The organism is Halalkalibacter sp. APA_J-10(15), assembly GCF_023017105.1.
Taxonomy (GTDB): domain Bacteria; phylum Bacillota; class Bacilli; order Bacillales; family Bacillaceae_D; genus Halalkalibacter.
Genome location: NZ_JALKEV010000024.1, coordinates 25,118 through 40,929, shown reverse-complemented (window position 1 = coordinate 40,929; position 15,812 = coordinate 25,118). Strand labels below are relative to the sequence as shown.

Below are 15,812 nucleotides of genomic sequence, written 5' to 3'. Positions count from 1 at the left end.
GATGTTCAAAGTCCGGTGGCGATAGCGAAGAGGTCACACCCGTTCCCATGCCGAACACGGTCGTTAAGCTCTTCTGCGCCGATGGTAGTTGGGGGCTTCCCCCTGTGAGAGTAGGACGTTGCCGGGCTTTTTTATCGTTCCACAGTAGCTCAGTGGTAGAGCTATCGGCTGTTAACCGATCGGTCGTAGGTTCGAATCCTACCTGTGGAGCCATTTTTTGTGCTTCCATAGCTCAGCCGGTAGAGCACTACCATGGTAAGGTAGGGGTCAGCGGTTCAAGTCCGCTTGGAAGCTCCAGATGAATCCTATATATGACACGCCTTTCAGTGACTGAAAGGCGTTTTTAATTTGTTTGGAATTCCGCTCGTGCCGACATTTCAATTTGGTAAATCGTCTTTAAGCAGTCAATTATGGCTTCCAAATTGCGGTTGATGGGTTACCGGGTCCCGAAAAAGCTATACGAGACTTTCAACGTGCTCAAGGTATCAAGTTGAATGGGCTTGTAGGACCGCAAACGTAGTCGCAGATGTTTGGATAAAAAAAGAGCCCTCATGCTTGTGGGGGCTTCAATTTAATGTTCTAATTCAACGAAAACTTGCCGTCAATGAGGCGCTGGACGATATTTTTTATAATGATATCGGCTATGTAAAAAGCTATACCCGCAATCATAAAAGGGTATACCGTTTGAATATCAAACTGTAAATTAGGTATGCTCTGATTTGAAAGTATATTTATTATAACTCCTGCAATTACCCCTGCTATAGCATAGTAAATAATTTTCCAATTTGGGTTAAGTTTGTCCATAAGCATTGAAAATGGAATGCCAAGTAGCAAATAAATAGGGAGAGTAAACATATAAATAATAATAACGAATTCAGAGAAGAAAAAATCGAAACTTAATGGCTCCCCTCTAAAAAATGTTACAACATAGTCAACAATAGACGCAACAATCATGAATATAAGAGGTGATAAAAATGCGGGGAAAAGTTTGAACATTAGTCTAGTATACCATTTGAAATTTATCATTATCTACATCCTTTCCTTTTGCATCCTCACCACTTCATTACAGCTGCTCACGTACATTCATCTGAAGAAACTCTTCAAGCTCTTCAATTTGTATTAAGAAATGACTGGCATTGTATATAGAGTTGATGTTACTTCCACTGTTGATCGCATCGTTAACGACGGTAGGAATGTGTATGGAAAAACGGGTGCGATCAACGGGATCACGCAATAGTGCGCCTTGTGAAACAGATAAAATAGACATGAAATCATGGAAGTCCTCTGAGTGAAGTCGTTCAAAAGGTGGGTTAATGGAATAACTCACAAATTCTTTTTTCATAGTCGCATTAAGTAAAAGCCACTGTGGATATAAATGTCCGTCTATTTCATTATAATAAACGCTTAACGTCATAGCTTAACTTCTCCTCTCCGACTTGGTCTTTCAATTGATGGAGAATGCTCTTCGTTGAACTGTATATTTGCCCAGGTTGGAGGGACCTTCGTGTTCTTTGATTTTCAATCGTTTGCAGTTTCAAATGGAACTCGGTTCTTTCCTGTTCTCTCTTTATAGAAGCCATTCGCTCGATAATCGCATTTTGAGGTAATTCAAATAGATCGTGTAATTTTTCGACGGATTGATATTTCATTGCCAAAGGTTCAAATAAATATCTAGGCATTGATAAATAAAGAGCGAGCCGGTTTGCTTGCGCTTCCTGTAAGTCAATAAATTCTTTCTCTAGCTTGTTTTGTGAACCCTCATGGGAAATAACATGAGCCAGTTCATGAAAAAACATCAATCGCTGTTCATAATAAGGCAGTCTGCTATCAAGGTAAATGACTGCGTAATCTTCATCATACAAACAATTGCTCTTTCTTTCATGGTAGAGTATGTCAACTTTAAATACTTCACTTACGTTTTCTAACGATAATTCCTCTATCGTATTAATGTTTTTCTCTTTCATCATATTCGTCACTTGGATTTCCTTCAAAGTAGCATATTTCATATGTATTCACCCTTGTATAGGAATGTATGTTCGTTTTTTCTTGTGAAGAAAAGCCCTAATGAAGGACTTCAAGTTAGTCACATTTACTATTTTAAACGTAAAGCAACCATTTGTTCTATACATTCGACAAAAACAGTCAAAAATCATATTTATTTTTATGACTCATGCATTCTTTGTTGCATTCTTTTTTTAAGCTTGCGAAATTCCTCACGTTGTCGCATTAAATAGTCTCTCTCTTCCTCATCTTCAACATCGACCACACCACCATCATAGGCAATATTGATTTTACTTCGAGGCTGATTTGAGCGGCAGAGAAGGTAGTCGGTATCAACTTCAAAGAAATCAGCAAATTTATTAATCATACTGGCATCCGGCATTCTTGCGCCGTTTTCATATCCTGAAATAGTAGATTCGGCTAGGTTGAATGTTGAGCCGAATTCCTTAACGGTGTATGAAGTTTGGGTTTTTCTTAAATGACGTAATCTTTTTCCGAATTCTTTTTTATCCATTTGATCACCGCCTCTCTCTTTATATTATATCGTTAACTTCGCATAATGAAAAGAATTATTGATTTAATTCACATAACGCATTGACATCTGTGCGATATGAGTTGTATTATGTCATTAACAACGCAATATGAGTAGTATAATAGTTTCAAGAAAGGAGAAGAGGATGCGACTTAAAAATATAAATACAAATCCCACATCTGGAAAGATAGAAATTGAAATGGGAAATTGTGATATGCCTTTTGTTGTAATGGTTTCAGATGGACGTGTGAAAACTACGGAGCTACCTGCCTTTGGTGTAACGAGTATTGTTACGCATCAGAATAAAGTGAAACGAGTTAAATTTGATGAAGGAGAGGATTTTTAAGGATTACGGAATAACCGTTCTACCAGTCAGCTGGAGGACACTAATGGATGATGGTGTAACCATATCCGTTAGTGTCTTTTTTTAGATGATAAAAAGAAAACGCTGCTGGGAAATTTTTCTTATATAGTCTGTTCAAAAAAGCAAAAAAAAATGGCAATGGCTCCGATCGCTACACCTTGTGGAGAGAAAAGCACTTATCACAAAAACTATTAAAAGATGTAGCGACTCCATTCATTGCTTTGGTTATTCAAAAAGGGACAACCTCTCTTATTTAAAATATTTGAAATAAAAAATAAAGGAGTTGTAGCAATATGACAAAGCCATTAACACAAGAAAATCGAAACAATGTAAAGGAGGCCGTGGAATCGGCGCTAGAAAGGTATCAATTATACGTCTTATTGTTGGATGAAGACGTGATGCCAAAAGTAACACAATCCTTCTCTTTAATTCCACCAACTAAGACAAATGAATTCTATTCGAGCACAGAGCATGCAGCAATAGAAAATATTGAAAAGAAAAAGCAATATGGTGAATATATTGAGCAGTTGAGAAAAGCAATTAATAAACTATCAGAGCAAGAAAGAGCCATTATTATTCAAAGGTATTTAACAGAAGGAGATACCTTTGATTATCAAGTATATAATGAGCTGAGCTTAAGTGAGAGGCAGTATTATCGCATAAAAAGCAAAGCTATTCATAAGCTAGCATTTATCTTACAGCTATGATGGCAGACATTTGGCAGAATGAAGGCAGAGCATAACGTGAAAAAACGATTAAGATGATAGTAAGTTAAGTTTTCATAAAAAAACAAAATGAACTTGCAACTAGTAGGCGGTGTTACTTCTAGGGGCAAAAAGGAGGAACTGAGCATGAATGTTTCGTTTAAGAATCAGCATCCTATGATCATGCATCTTCAGCGCTTCGCAACTGATAGCGATGCTAATGTAAGTAGAAAGAGAGAGAAGTGGCAATGTACACTTCCAAAGACGATTGAAGAATATCGCAAGGCACTCCAGTCTGAAGGAGATAAACGCGTAACGATGGCTCTACAAACGGCTAAAGCAAAATGGGAAGAGGAATATAAGCAAAAGCTTTATAAAGAAAGATCAGAGGCTATACAAGCTGCCCAAGTTTCTGTGGAAGCTAGAGAGAAAGCGATACGTGAAAAAGCTGAAAAGGACATGGCTGCTTTAGAAAAGGTTTTAAATCAAACTGAACTAAAGCTTAAAACAATCTATCTACTAAACGAAAGAAAGCTGCCGATTACATTTGTAGACTTTTTGTTAGATCAGAATGTCAAAAAGATAGAGAGACATATCGATCAATTTCAAATAGCGTTTAATCGAGCAGTAGAAGAGGCGGTTAAAGAAAGCCATGTTACCCAACGTAGGGAAGAAGGTGCTTAAGATGAATGTAGAGCAACTGGTCTTAGATGTATTAAATGAACAGAGCTATGATGTACCTGTCGTATCACCTATTCTTCTCGAAGAAAATAGCATTGCAGTCATGGGAATGACTACGAATGAGTATCGTCATTATTATGATGGGGCAAAAGAGCAAGCCTTCCTATTTCAAGTGTTAGTAAGACATGATGTACAGTTTGAAGCATATCGAACGTTACTACAAATAGTAAATGATTTGCTGAAAACAGAAGGTGCTTCAAATAGCGATTCGTATGATTTTAAGAAGATAACAATAACAGAAGATCCTAAGAAGATTGTACAAGCAGATGAATATTATATTTTTGGGGCACAATTCAGTGCCGATTTATACATTAGAGGAGTGGTAAATAATGACTAGACAAAAGAACGCATTAACAGGATATTTTGTGGCTTCTATGCCATCAAATGGTGAAGAGCCAGAATACATGCAGCTGGCAAAGTGGATTTCATCTGTTACGGACGATACAGATGAAACGAGTGAGGCTACAGGCTATTATGATGGGGATGGAAATCCAACAACGGATGTAACAGCTCGCCTTGAACAGTACTCATTTGAAGGGATGTATGACAAGGGTGATCCGGCAATGGCGTTTATTAATAGTATTAAGCGTGAAGTAGGAGAAGGCCGGAAAATTATGTTTAAGAAAGTCGATTCAGATGGGACGGAAATTGAAGGTCCAGCTACGGTGACCGTACCGATTACAAGTGGTGGAGAAGCGACCGAGTTTGCTACCTTTAGCTGCACGATTGGATTTGACCGTAAGCCAACCATTACAGCTACGCCCTGATGAACCTCCAGAGCATGATGGGGGATTAGAGGAAGAAGAGGAATAAGTAAAGGGAGGGGAATCCCCCTTCCTATATCAAGTGAGGAGTGATAGGATGGCTATTAAAATTGAGACACAGAAAACAGAGATCCCTGTTGTCATTGGAAAGTTAGAATTTACGGTGGATGCATCTGATGAATCTTCGTTAAGATTACGAGATGCTCACAAAAATTTATTAGATGAAATAGAAGCTATGAAGGCAAAGGACAGTAATTATGAAGCAGATTTTGAACAAACGAAAGAAGTTCTCAAGAAAAGCTATGACATTATCCTAGGTGATGGAGCTTTTGACAAGCTATATGAACAAACAGCATCTATCCATTTATTATCTAAGTATTTTATGGATTTGGCCAATTCGTTAACAGAAGAATTATCTCATTTTGGAGTCGATCAATCCCAAAAGGCAAAGCTCAAAAAATATATGAAAAAATCATAGGTGATAGATTGTGTTTACCCTTTTTTATCCATTGGAAACTAAGATTGAGATAGACGGTACTATTTATCAAGTGGACATGTCTTTTGATAATATATTACGTTATTATGATTTGCTAAATGATGATGACATTCATGATGTACTACAGGTTGAAGCGGCTTTAAGAATGCTAATAGGGTGTGAGCTTAAATACGACATTCAAACGAAGTGGAGTATTTTACAAAAAATTCATTATGGATTAATTGCAAGCGAAAAATCGACACAGCCAGCTGTAGATATTCAAGGGAACCCTATGCCAATAGCAGGAAACGAAGGAAAGCAGCCTTATTCCATTAAACAAGATGCTGAATTTATTTATGCTTCGTTTATGCAGGACTATGGGATTGATTTAATCGAGGAACAAGGGAAATTGGATTGGCGTAAGTTTTTAGCGTTACTTGATGGCTTAAAAGGAGACACACGTTTTAAAGAAGTAGTAAATATACGAACGATGGAATTGCCAACGGGAAAAGGAAGCGCAAAACAACGAGAACAAATTAATAAAGCTAAAAAAGTGTACCAATTAAAAGAATGATATCCGTATCTCTTTATATATCTGAAAATGGCATACCCATTAACCGTATATAAAAATAAAAAGCAAATTAAAACCACTCATGACCGAGTGGTTATTTTTGTATGATTTTTTGAAAGGTAGGTGAGGTAATTGGCAAATGGAAAAATAGGTATTCATATTACTCTAGATGCTGAAAGTGTCGTGGAGAATTTAGAATATGACTCTATTTCAATTGATGTTATAGAATCAATTGAATCAATTACAGTAAATAGTGAAAATGCCGCTACGGCTTTAAACTGGCTGGAAGAAGCGATCAAAGGAATTGTATTTGGATTTGACGCTACTGTTCAAACTATAGAAAAATTTAATACCTTAATTACAACATTCGATAATTCCATTGAAGCATTTGATTCATTAAAAGATATAGTAGAAATTGTCAAATATAAAATGGATGGTTTGGGGAAAACAATGATTGCTAGCCCTTGGTTTTGGGTGATAGCAGCTATAACCGCATTAGTACTGGCATTTATTTACCTCTATAACAACAATGAATGGTTTAAAGAGCAAGTTGATCGTATTTGGTTAGAAATACAGGAATATATTGCTGTTGCATTAGAATTTATTCAAAATATCGTAACGGTTGTAATGGAGTGGTTGTCCGATTTTGTTGGAACCATCTTAGAAACGATTAGAGAGTTTTGGGAAACACATGGTGAGGAGATCATGTATTATGTCGGTTTAGTATGGGGGTTTATTGAAACGGTCATCAAAACGATAGGTGAGACGATTGTTATGATTGTGACTGGCATTATAGGTATCATCGAAGACACTTGGGATAAGCATGGTGAGACGATTATGACAATTATTGAGTTTATCTGGGGTGTTATAAGTAGTCTGATAGGTGTGTATATCCATTCGCTATGGACAACCATTAAAGTTGTATTAGATTTTATAAATAAATATTGGGAAGATATTTGGAATGTCATTAGCATGGTGCTTACTGTAGCTTGGGCTACGATTCGAAGAAACGTGCAAAATGGGATTGACCTTGTCATGGGTATTATAAAGACAGTAATGGCGTTAATTAAGGGCGATTGGGAAGGCGCTTGGGAAGCAATAAAAGAGACGGCAGAAAATATAATTCAGAATTTCATTAAATTTTTTGAAGCTATTAACCTATCTGACACAGGCAAGGAAATTATAAGTGGGTTAATAAATGGTATTTCATCCATGGGGAGTGCTGTTTGGGATTCCGTGAAAAATATAGGTAACAGCATCAAGGATGGTTTTAAGAGCTTCTTTAATATTCGTTCTCCATCGAGGTGGATGAGAGATCAAATTGGTGTCAATCTAATGAAAGGCTTTGAAATTGGAATTGATAAAGAAAAAAGAAATGTGCTCAAAAAATCAGATGAGGCTGCCGAATGGATGAAGCCAGAAATTTTTCAAGTAGAACATGCAATTCCTAACATGAGACAAGGCCTATCTAATAATACAAGCATTATCAATCAAAGCAATGGAAGTACTTTAAATATGGATCATGTAGAAAGGTTACTAGAAAGAATTGCGGAAAAGCAAAGTGATGTTTATTTAGACAATAGAAAAGTAGGTATGATGCAGTGGAAAATAGTAACGGAATTACAAGAAAGAAATAAATCGAGACAGCAGCGAGTACCAAGTCAAAGGGGGGCTTTTGTGTGATTTTTAATGGAATTGAAAAAGAATACATTCGCGTGACAAGCGAGTTATTTCGACCTCCAACACCTCCTGTTGAATTCTTAACAACCCCTAAGTTAACCGGTGGTGATCGGGTGAGGAAAAAGAGCTTTACTAGTGCCGAATTAACGGTTCCGATTACAATAACAGGGAGTAAGAGAATTGAGGAAAGAAAAGAGGATTTGTCTACTTGGTTAGTTCATGACCAACCAAAAAAGCTACTATTTAAAGATTCACCACAGCGCTATTATCTTGCTTTGTATCACGATATGGAGCTGGAGGAGAATTATACGTTTGCCAAGGGACATATTCGTTTCTATTTGCCAATCGCTTGTCGATTTGGTGAGGATAAGCAAATCGACATTCATTCAACATTTACAAGCTTCCCTATTACAGGTCAGATCGAAGTGCCGTGGAAAAGTCGGACAGTCTTTACGAATGCTGAGTCTAGTTTTACTTTTGAAAATGATCAGGGTGGCATGCTTCGTTTAAATTACGGATTTATAGAAAATGACGTATTAGAAATAGACTACACAAAACGAGGAATTCGGTTAAATGGTGAGAATTTAGCAGTTGCCCTATCGTTACAGTCAAACTGGTTTTTGCTTAAGCCAGGAGAAAATACGTTAAGAACGAGCCAACCAACAACCGTCACGTATACGGAGCGATTTTATTAAAAGTGAATCTAAGTATAGAAAGGAGGAGCTCTAATTGGCTGAAATATACATTCTAGATCAGGATGATCGTTTGTTGACGATGATCACTGAAGAAACGGGACTAATAGAAGCGCCATTTCGAGAAGAGCTGAATCGTATTTCAAATCAGCCCTTCTCATTTACTGTTGAAGCAGATACAGAAGAAGCGTCGTATATTGTAGAAGAAAATCAGGTTGCCTTTCGCGATAAGGAGGGCGACCTTCGTTTATTTATTATTAAAGAGTTAGATGAATTGGATGATGCAGATGGCCCACAAACGACAGCTATTTGTATGCCAGCTTTTGCGGAAGAGTTACAAGAGCACATTGTCGTTGAGCGAAGCATTATTAATCAGTCGGCGCAGGTCGCGCTAGATGCAGCTCTTGTCGGAACGCGATGGACTGGTGTTGTTGAAGGGGAGTTTGGTCAAGGATCGACTCAGTTTCATTACATTTCATCAGCGGTTGCCGTTTGGAATATCCTTGAAATATGGGGAGGTGATGTAAAGGACGTTGTTGTATTTGACGAGCAAAATCATATTGTTGCTCGTAACGTCATGCTTTTGCAGAGGCTTGGAGCGGATAACGGCAAGCGTTTTGAGATTGACCATGATATGACTGAAATACAACGGACCATTTTATCGTATCCGGTTACTGCATTGTATGGGCAAGGTGCCTCTTTGTCTGCAGAAGGTGATGAAGGAGGTGATACTCAGTATCTTGATTTTACAAATGTTGAATGGAATATGGCAAGCGGAGATCCAACTAATAAGCCATTAGGACAAGCTTGGGTGGGTGATCCTCAAGCATTACAAAAGTACGGTCGACAATACGACGGAGAGCTATTGCATCGAGAAGGAATTTGGCAGGATCAAGACATCGAAGACCCAGAGTTACTTTTGCAAAAAACGTGGGAGCACCTTCCGAAAGTCAGTGTACCGGAAGTCCATTATCGATTGTCTGTTCATTTACTTGAGCATATGGCTGGATATGAGCATGAAAGAGTAAGTCTCGGTGATTCAGCTAGAGCCATTGATCGACAGTTCAGCAAGCCTATTGAAATTCAAACACGCATTATTGCTGTTGAATATGACCTTACCGATATTGAGGGAACGGCGATGGTGGAGATGGGGCAATTTCTGTCTGTTCATGAGGAAGATGATCGAATTGACAGAATCGAAGCGGATATAGATCGAAATCGTGGAAGGTGGGATTCAGAAGCACAGCCTATTACGAATGAGCGTTACCCTAATATTAAACCACAAACACCGGCTAATGCGAGAGCAGAAGGTGGCTTTCAGGTCATTCAACTCTATTGGGATTATTCCGATGAGGTGTACGTGCACTACTACGAGGTGTATGGTAGTCAGGTTAAAGATTTTGTACCTGATCGTCAGCATTTATTGTGGCGTGGAAAAGTCGGTGCATTTGCCCATAATGTAGAGACGGATCAACAGTGGTACTACCGTATACGAGCAGTGAATACACACGGCACAGCTTCTGATTTTACGAATGAAGTAACAGCGTCTACGGTGAGAGTCATAACGGATGACCTATTATTTGGTGAAGATATGGCAGCTCGTTTAAGGGAGCTTAATGAGATTAGTCGGATTATCGGAGAAAATGGAGTTGACTTTGACCAGATTAGTGAAGTGGCAAAAGAGACGATTCATCAGGAGGCGAAGCAATACACCGATGTTGAGCTCGAAGAAAAGCGCCAAGAGCTTATGCAAGAAATCGCTAAAAAGGCAGGCCTTGAATATGTCGATGGAAAGCTGCAGCTAAAAGTAGATCAAGAAACATATGATGATCAGAGACAACAAATGATCGATGATCTACAGTCCAAGGCGGACGAGGCCGATATGCTTAATTGGTTGTCAAACAAGGCAAATATGGCTGAAGTAGAGGATTTGTTGGATGGAAAAGCTGATCTAACATATGTAAACGGGCAATTGGCTGACAAAGTAAATGTTGGCACAGTTTATACTAAAAAAGAGATAGATGATCAGTTTGAAAATGCCGTAAGTGTAACGGAGTACGAAACAGATCAACAAGGAATTATTACAAGGCTCGATAGTAACGACTCACACATATCACAAAGTCAAGCAGACATACGGCTTCGAGTAAAACAGCTTGAGTATGACAACAAGATGGAGGAAATTGATGGTGATTTACAAAGTATAGGTACGACCTTAACAGCCCATGAAACTTGGATTAACCTAAATGCCGAGGAAATCCAACTTCGTGCGACAAAATCAGAGGTAGAGACGATAGAGGGAAGGATGTCTGATGCAGAAAGTGCGATTACAGTCCAAGCGGGGTTGATTGAGCAGCGAGTGACTTTAATTGAGTATACGACAGACCAAAATAATATCATTAGTCGTTTAGATTCAGCAGAAAGTGGAATTGTGCAGAACGCCGATATGATCCAACATCGAGTAACGACTACTGCTTTCGATCATGCAGTTGATGAGATAAATGATCGTATGGCTGAGGAATACAAAGTACACGGGACTCAAGAAGCATCAACTGATTATCTCATTCTCCTGTGTCGCTCTAATTTAAGTGGAGAACATAATTACGTCTTAGGTACTTTAAGTGGTAAGCGTGTAAGTGGATATATGAGTGCTGGGAAAATTGACATTGTTTTTAATAATAGTAGTGATGGAACAAGAGGTACAGGTTTTATTGAGTTAATGGAAGTCCAAACGATAAATAAATGGTCACTGGTTACGTGTATTTATAACGGTGATGAATATATCGCCTTAAGACACGAGCCTACTAATCAATTTCATGCATGGACTCATGGAATTAACTTTTACGGTCAAATTGGCTCAAGTGGTGAAAAGTTGTTATGGGTCGAGCCATCTCATGTTAGCGATATACAAGAGTTTCAAAGCTTTGAAAATGTAGATAGTACGACAAAAAGAGTCGAAACTAGAGTGGAGCAAGCAGAATCTTCTATCACACAGCTATCTGATCAAATCGAACTACGCGCTACTAAAACAGAGGTTAACTCCCTTTCGAATCGTTTGACGCAAGCAGAATCGACATTAACGATCCATTCTAATGAAATATCAGCAAAGGTTGATGTGAACGGTGTGGTTAGTGCACTTAATTTATCTAGTGAAGGTGTACGAATAAAAGGAAGTCTTATTCATTTAGATGGCCTTACGCTTATTAATAATGGGGTAATTAAGAATTCACATATTGAGAATTTATCAGCTGCGAAAGTGACAACAGGCACGATGCACGGGAACCGTATCCAAGCAAACACGTTAAACGGTAATCGTATTACAGCTGGAACGATTACAGCTGATCATTTGAATGTGGCAAATTTAGCGGCCGTCTCTGCTAATTTAGGTGAGGTTACAGGCGGTAAGATTACACAACAGTCATCTGGTCGTAGGTTAGAACTGGCTCAAGGGTTAATTGAAAGTTATTATAATAATCAGTTGGCCATGAGATTTGGCCAATTTAGTCTAGAGTTTTATAATCGTATTAATGATTCTTTAGGTCGTATTATTCCTATATCAGATACTAGCAATCCTAATAAAAAAGGGTTAGGTATTATAGTAGATAATGACATCTTAAATATTGGTTTTGAAAAAGGTGGTTTATATCGTGCCATTCTTCGTACAGATTTTGTTGATAGCGTGACGACTATTTCAGGGCCATACAATAATTTAAATGCTGGAGCGACTTTAAGACTCTTTGCTAACAGGCGACAGGTTTCGGAAGGTAGGTTTACAAGTCATGACCAACCAGCTATTATTTTAGATCAGTCAGATACGAGCAATGACATTGATATATGGTATGGCGGCTTTGGAAGAAGAACAAATGCTAGTACGTATTTTAGACATCGCACCTCCAGTAGTACCTATTCAACAAAGATGAGAATTGCTCACAACTTTACGAGAATATATGACGAACTACGAATTGGATCACAAGATCACAGCATACGTATTGAACCTTATGCTAATAGTGTGCAGTGGAAGTTTGATCAAAATAACTATATTAGACAGACAGATATTGGTAATTTTAGGATTTATGCAGGTGGTAACGTTAATTTTGAAGTTGCATCTAATGGTCGAGTTGATGTTAGTGGTGCCTTACGCATACCAAGCGCTTATGAAAACACCACTTCAAATTCAGTCAATTTGCATATATTTTCTGGTACAGGAAGGTTGGCTCGATCTACTTCAGCTAGAAAATATAAACAAGAAATTGAAGTAGCCGCTGATTTGGAATACAGGAAAATTTTAGACTTAAATATTAAGAGTTGGTATGACAAGGGTGAAATAAGAAATAACGGTGGGTCTACCGAAGGTCTTAAACGTTATTATGGATTAATTGCAGATGAATTTAGTGAAATAGGTTTAAGTGAGTTTGCAGTTTACGATAAGGGTGAAATCGAAAACTATAGTGATCGGGCCTGGACTTTATTAATTCCTAACATTAACGAACTTAAAGGTGAAATTGGTAAACTGAAACTAGAAAATCAATATCTAAAAACAAAAATTAAACAATTAGAGGAGAAGATAGCATGATGAAATTACAATACAAAGATTTGAAAATGACAGCAGATTTTTTGAAGAATATGTCACTAAAGGGGAAGGAATCCGTACATCGTATGCGAGTAGTAAAGGTTTTAGAAGAACAGAATAAGAAGCTTGCTGAAGAAGAGCTTGAATTATTAAAGACCTTCGCTGAACTTGACGATCAAGGTGAATTAGTACAAGCCCAAGGAGGTGGTTTCAAGATTAAAGAGGACAAAGACAAGAGAGAGTTCAAACAGCAACAAGAGGAATTGTATCAAGAGTATTTCACAGTAGGTGATAAGAACTTAGAAACGGCTTTGAAGACAGTTGAAGAGATTGTAAATGATTATAACGAAGAGCTTTCCGATAAAGATGCGGAGGCTCATTTTTTATTAGTCGAATCATTTGAAAATGTTGAAAAAAAGGAGAGTGCTGAATAAAGGTTGATCGGAAGAAGAGGAGACCGAGGTTGAACCAAAAGATGTAGACTTTTTTAAAAGAGAAGTAAGTATAAAATCTTAGACGTACTGTGGAGGATTAAGAAGACGAAAGCAGACTCAGTGATGTGCGTCGGCTCCGTTCGTTACACGTTATTCTGAACGAACCTCACTTTCAGAATAACTTCAACCCATTGTGACGACTGCACACGACGCTTTTAATAAAAGACGCTGCGCGTTTTTTTATTTTGGTTAAAAGAGGAGGCTGGGACATAACTAAAGTGTCTATCTGGAAACCCGAACAAAAGATGAACGTAGCGGATGAAATATACGTAGACTCCTGCGGGATGAAAAGCCAAGGGTGAGACCCCGCAGTGCGAAGCACGAGGAGGCTCACCGGCTTCCCGCGGAAAGCGAAGTATATTTCAGGAGCGGTTTACGTCCACCATCTATCATTGTTCGGCTTTTCTTTTAGTTAAACCACTTTTGTCCCAGCCTCTTTTAAAAATGAGGTGGGAAAGTGTCAATCGAACTCGGAGTATTGGTTGCGATTGCTGGATTAGTCATCAGTTATCTAGCTTATCAACTTACTCATATAAAAGAGGTGAAAATGGACAGTCAGGAAAATGCGGAGGTTAAAGCAGAGCTAGGCTATATTCGTAGAGGAGTGGATGATATCAAGATAGATCTTAGGGCAAATGAGAAGCAAATGGCGCAAATGGGTGAACGGATAACGAGGGTAGAGGAGTCGACAAAGCAAGCACATAGGAGAATTGATCAATTAAAAGGGGGGGATCAGTGATGATGTTTGATTCAGGAAGTGTTACGCGTTTTTTCGGCCTAATCGCGGCATTGTTAGCCTACTTTGGGATTCATGTTCCAGAGGATGTTACTGAGGCAGTAGCGAGTTTAGCGATTGCTGTATTAGCTGTTTATGCTGCATGGAAGAATAACTACATTACAAAAAAAGGACATGAGCAAAAGATGGCCATTGAAAAAGTAAAAAAAGGTGAGGTTGCATAATGGCCTATCAATTTGAAAACCTTCCTCAACTCTCAGATCAACGAAAGACACTACCGAGAAAGGGCCTATATTCTAAACGGACACGTGTCATTACCGATCGCGCATGGCATCATTCGTTAACGAAAAAGGATTTAGCAGGCTCTACAGCTGCTGGTTTTGCGAGATATCACGTAGAGTCATTAGGATGGCCAGGCGTTGGCTATACATTTGTGATTGAACCACAAAATGTCGTTAACACGTCTAACGGGAGGCGTGCTCGTATTGTGTATTGTCACGACATTGATCGCCGTACGTATCACGTCGGTAATAGTAATCAATTTGCATTGGGCATTTGTGTGGCTGGTGACTACCGAACAGAAGAGTTAGATGATTATACGATCATGTCTATTGCAGAATTACAGCAAGCACTTGTGGATGATAGGATTGGACAGGTAGATAAATCTCACCACGAATTCCCAGGGTATTCATGGAAACAGTGCTGTCGATTTGATTATCAAAACGTTATTAATATTACAACAAACATATCCACTTTCCCCAAAAATGAGGTACCATCAACCTATATGATTCAAGAGGGTGATACTTATTGGAGTATTGCACATAAAGAAAGTGCTGCTGGTGTGACAGTAGACGATCTCAGACGTGCGAATCCTAATGTGGACCCTACTCAATTACGTGTCGGTCAAGTGATCAATTTTAACTTATCTGAAGCTGACGTTAAAGGAAGTAAGAAAATTAATGGATTCGTTGAAGTTCTATCATCAACATTAAATAGACGTAAAGAGCCATCGTTTACATCGACGGTAACTGGACAATTAACCCGGGGAATGATTGTAAAGGTTTACGCCAAGCAAGGACAATTATTTCATATAGGCAGCCTTGATTGGTGCTCGGCCAATGCACCATATGTTAAGTATCACCAAGCGATTCATTACCGAAGATTATTACGTGTAGGATCTCCTCTATTGAGAGGAGACGATGTTCGATATGTGCAAGGTCGTATTAAAGTTCTTGGATTTGATCCTGGTTCTATTGATGGAATCTATGGTAATAGGACACGTTCTGCTGTAACGATGTACCAACAATCACAACGTATTCAAGTGGATGGGATTGTAGGCCAACAAACGTGGGGGCGGTTGTTTGATTGAGGTGTTTTAGATAGAGGAATGCTCCCATTAAAAAAACAACTTTTTATGAATCAGTTTTTTTATTGGGAGCTATTCTTATTTATTAAAGAAGATTTTTGTTTCTGGTAAGAATCTACTTAAGG

Annotated in this window: 19 protein-coding genes, 2 tRNA genes and 1 rRNA gene; 18 read left to right on the top strand and 4 right to left on the bottom strand. The window is 38.4% G+C overall.

Annotated features, from left to right (window positions below):
* The first annotated feature begins 11 nt into the window (after positions 1-11).
* From rrf to MW695_RS23110, 4 genes are all read left to right on the top strand, one after another.
* Positions 12-127, top strand: a 5S ribosomal RNA gene (gene rrf, locus MW695_RS20915).
* A gap of 11 nt (positions 128-138) precedes the next feature.
* A tRNA-Asn gene (locus MW695_RS20910) sits at positions 139-213 on the top strand.
* An 8-nt stretch (positions 214-221) separates the two neighbouring features.
* A tRNA-Thr gene (locus MW695_RS20905) sits at positions 222-297 on the top strand.
* A 124-nt stretch (positions 298-421) separates the two neighbouring features.
* Entirely contained in the window at positions 422-520 is a 99-nt protein-coding gene (locus tag MW695_RS23110) for a peptidoglycan-binding domain-containing protein (protein ID WP_368859686.1), read from the top strand.
* Between the two features lie 59 nt (positions 521-579).
* On the opposite strand, the gene MW695_RS20900 is transcribed toward MW695_RS23110, so the two are convergent.
* The 4 genes from MW695_RS20900 to MW695_RS20885 all read right to left on the bottom strand — a co-directional run bounded on the left by MW695_RS20900 (position 580) and on the right by MW695_RS20885 (position 2,515).
* A complete protein-coding gene (locus MW695_RS20900) occupies positions 580-954 on the bottom strand; it encodes a hypothetical protein (protein WP_247107423.1) in 375 nt (124 codons plus the stop codon).
* Between the two features lie 109 nt (positions 955-1,063).
* On the bottom strand, positions 1,064-1,414 hold the full coding sequence (locus tag MW695_RS20895) for a hypothetical protein (RefSeq protein WP_247107422.1): 351 nt from the start codon (positions 1,412-1,414) through the stop codon (positions 1,064-1,066).
* Positions 1,392-2,006, bottom strand: coding sequence for an ImmA/IrrE family metallo-endopeptidase (locus MW695_RS20890; protein ID WP_247107421.1), 615 nt, complete (start codon positions 2,004-2,006; stop codon positions 1,392-1,394). Before MW695_RS20890 ends, MW695_RS20895 begins: the two co-directional genes overlap by 23 nt.
* A gap of 155 nt (positions 2,007-2,161) precedes the next feature.
* Complete coding sequence (locus MW695_RS20885) at positions 2,162-2,515, bottom strand: helix-turn-helix domain-containing protein (RefSeq protein ID WP_247107420.1); 354 nt, start codon at positions 2,513-2,515, stop codon at positions 2,162-2,164.
* A gap of 163 nt (positions 2,516-2,678) precedes the next feature.
* Between MW695_RS20885 and MW695_RS20880 the strand changes: the two genes are divergently transcribed.
* The 14 genes from MW695_RS20880 to MW695_RS20815 all read left to right on the top strand — a co-directional run bounded on the left by MW695_RS20880 (position 2,679) and on the right by MW695_RS20815 (position 15,690).
* Positions 2,679-2,879, top strand: coding sequence for an XtrA/YqaO family protein (locus tag MW695_RS20880; protein ID WP_247107419.1), 201 nt, complete (start codon positions 2,679-2,681; stop codon positions 2,877-2,879).
* A gap of 311 nt (positions 2,880-3,190) precedes the next feature.
* Positions 3,191-3,604 (top strand): ArpU family phage packaging/lysis transcriptional regulator, encoded by a 414-nt coding sequence (locus tag MW695_RS20875; RefSeq protein ID WP_247107418.1) that lies wholly within the window; start codon positions 3,191-3,193, stop codon positions 3,602-3,604.
* 144 nt (positions 3,605-3,748) lie between these two features.
* Entirely contained in the window at positions 3,749-4,285 is a 537-nt protein-coding gene (locus tag MW695_RS20870) for a DUF4355 domain-containing protein (protein WP_247107417.1), read from the top strand.
* A gap of 1 nt (position 4,286) precedes the next feature.
* Positions 4,287-4,679: a hypothetical protein gene (locus MW695_RS20865; RefSeq protein WP_247107416.1), complete on the top strand. Its 393-nt coding sequence runs from the start codon at positions 4,287-4,289 to the stop codon at positions 4,677-4,679.
* Entirely contained in the window at positions 4,672-5,109 is a 438-nt protein-coding gene (locus MW695_RS20860; protein WP_247107415.1) for a phage tail tube protein, read from the top strand. The genes MW695_RS20865 and MW695_RS20860 overlap by 8 nt, the downstream gene beginning before the upstream one ends.
* 94 nt (positions 5,110-5,203) lie before the next feature.
* On the top strand, positions 5,204-5,584 hold the full coding sequence (locus MW695_RS20855) for a hypothetical protein (protein WP_247107414.1): 381 nt from the start codon (positions 5,204-5,206) through the stop codon (positions 5,582-5,584).
* Between the two features lie 31 nt (positions 5,585-5,615).
* Positions 5,616-6,155: a Gp15 family bacteriophage protein gene (locus MW695_RS20850; protein ID WP_247107413.1), complete on the top strand. Its 540-nt coding sequence runs from the start codon at positions 5,616-5,618 to the stop codon at positions 6,153-6,155.
* A gap of 129 nt (positions 6,156-6,284) precedes the next feature.
* A complete protein-coding gene (locus MW695_RS20845; protein WP_247107412.1) occupies positions 6,285-7,835 on the top strand; it encodes a phage tail protein in 1,551 nt (516 codons plus the stop codon).
* Positions 7,832-8,527: a distal tail protein Dit gene (locus tag MW695_RS20840; RefSeq protein ID WP_247107411.1), complete on the top strand. Its 696-nt coding sequence runs from the start codon at positions 7,832-7,834 to the stop codon at positions 8,525-8,527. Before MW695_RS20845 ends, MW695_RS20840 begins: the two co-directional genes overlap by 4 nt.
* A gap of 34 nt (positions 8,528-8,561) precedes the next feature.
* Positions 8,562-13,094: a phage tail protein gene (locus tag MW695_RS20835; protein WP_247107410.1), complete on the top strand. Its 4,533-nt coding sequence runs from the start codon at positions 8,562-8,564 to the stop codon at positions 13,092-13,094.
* Positions 13,091-13,525 carry a hypothetical protein gene (locus tag MW695_RS20830; RefSeq protein WP_247107409.1) on the top strand — a complete coding sequence of 145 codons (435 nt, stop codon included), beginning with the start codon at positions 13,091-13,093 and terminating at the stop codon, positions 13,523-13,525. The genes MW695_RS20835 and MW695_RS20830 overlap by 4 nt, the downstream gene beginning before the upstream one ends.
* A gap of 517 nt (positions 13,526-14,042) precedes the next feature.
* Positions 14,043-14,324, top strand: a complete 282-nt coding sequence (locus MW695_RS20825) for a hypothetical protein (RefSeq protein WP_247107408.1) — start codon at positions 14,043-14,045, stop codon at positions 14,322-14,324.
* The gene (locus MW695_RS20820) at positions 14,324-14,545 is read left to right on the top strand and encodes a phage holin (RefSeq protein WP_247107407.1); all 222 of its coding nucleotides are present in this window, start codon (positions 14,324-14,326) and stop codon (positions 14,543-14,545) included. Before MW695_RS20825 ends, MW695_RS20820 begins: the two co-directional genes overlap by 1 nt.
* Positions 14,545-15,690 carry a peptidoglycan-binding protein gene (locus tag MW695_RS20815; RefSeq protein ID WP_247107406.1) on the top strand — a complete coding sequence of 382 codons (1,146 nt, stop codon included), beginning with the start codon at positions 14,545-14,547 and terminating at the stop codon, positions 15,688-15,690. Before MW695_RS20820 ends, MW695_RS20815 begins: the two co-directional genes overlap by 1 nt.
* Positions 15,691-15,812: the final 122 nt, after the last annotated feature.

What these genes read in the sequence shown, in the direction of transcription:
- MW695_RS20900 (WP_247107423.1), bottom strand. Translation starts at nt 954, where the DNA reads ATGATTGTTGCGTCTATTGTTGACTATGTTGTAACATTTTTTAGAGGG.
- MW695_RS20895 (WP_247107422.1), bottom strand. Translation starts at nt 1,414, where the DNA reads ATGACGTTAAGCGTTTATTATAATGAAATAGACGGACATTTATATCCA.
- MW695_RS20855 (WP_247107414.1), top strand. Translation starts at nt 5,204, where the DNA reads ATGGCTATTAAAATTGAGACACAGAAAACAGAGATCCCTGTTGTCATT.
- MW695_RS20880 (WP_247107419.1), top strand. Translation starts at nt 2,679, where the DNA reads ATGCGACTTAAAAATATAAATACAAATCCCACATCTGGAAAGATAGAA.
- MW695_RS20860 (WP_247107415.1), top strand. Translation starts at nt 4,672, where the DNA reads ATGACTAGACAAAAGAACGCATTAACAGGATATTTTGTGGCTTCTATG.
- MW695_RS20870 (WP_247107417.1), top strand. Translation starts at nt 3,749, where the DNA reads ATGAATGTTTCGTTTAAGAATCAGCATCCTATGATCATGCATCTTCAG.
- MW695_RS20820 (WP_247107407.1), top strand. Translation starts at nt 14,324, where the DNA reads ATGATGTTTGATTCAGGAAGTGTTACGCGTTTTTTCGGCCTAATCGCG.
- MW695_RS20815 (WP_247107406.1), top strand. Translation starts at nt 14,545, where the DNA reads ATGGCCTATCAATTTGAAAACCTTCCTCAACTCTCAGATCAACGAAAG.
- MW695_RS20875 (WP_247107418.1), top strand. Translation starts at nt 3,191, where the DNA reads ATGACAAAGCCATTAACACAAGAAAATCGAAACAATGTAAAGGAGGCC.
- MW695_RS20830 (WP_247107409.1), top strand. Translation starts at nt 13,091, where the DNA reads ATGATGAAATTACAATACAAAGATTTGAAAATGACAGCAGATTTTTTG.
- MW695_RS20865 (WP_247107416.1), top strand. Translation starts at nt 4,287, where the DNA reads ATGAATGTAGAGCAACTGGTCTTAGATGTATTAAATGAACAGAGCTAT.
- MW695_RS20885 (WP_247107420.1), bottom strand. Translation starts at nt 2,515, where the DNA reads ATGGATAAAAAAGAATTCGGAAAAAGATTACGTCATTTAAGAAAAACC.
- MW695_RS20890 (WP_247107421.1), bottom strand. Translation starts at nt 2,006, where the DNA reads ATGAAATATGCTACTTTGAAGGAAATCCAAGTGACGAATATGATGAAA.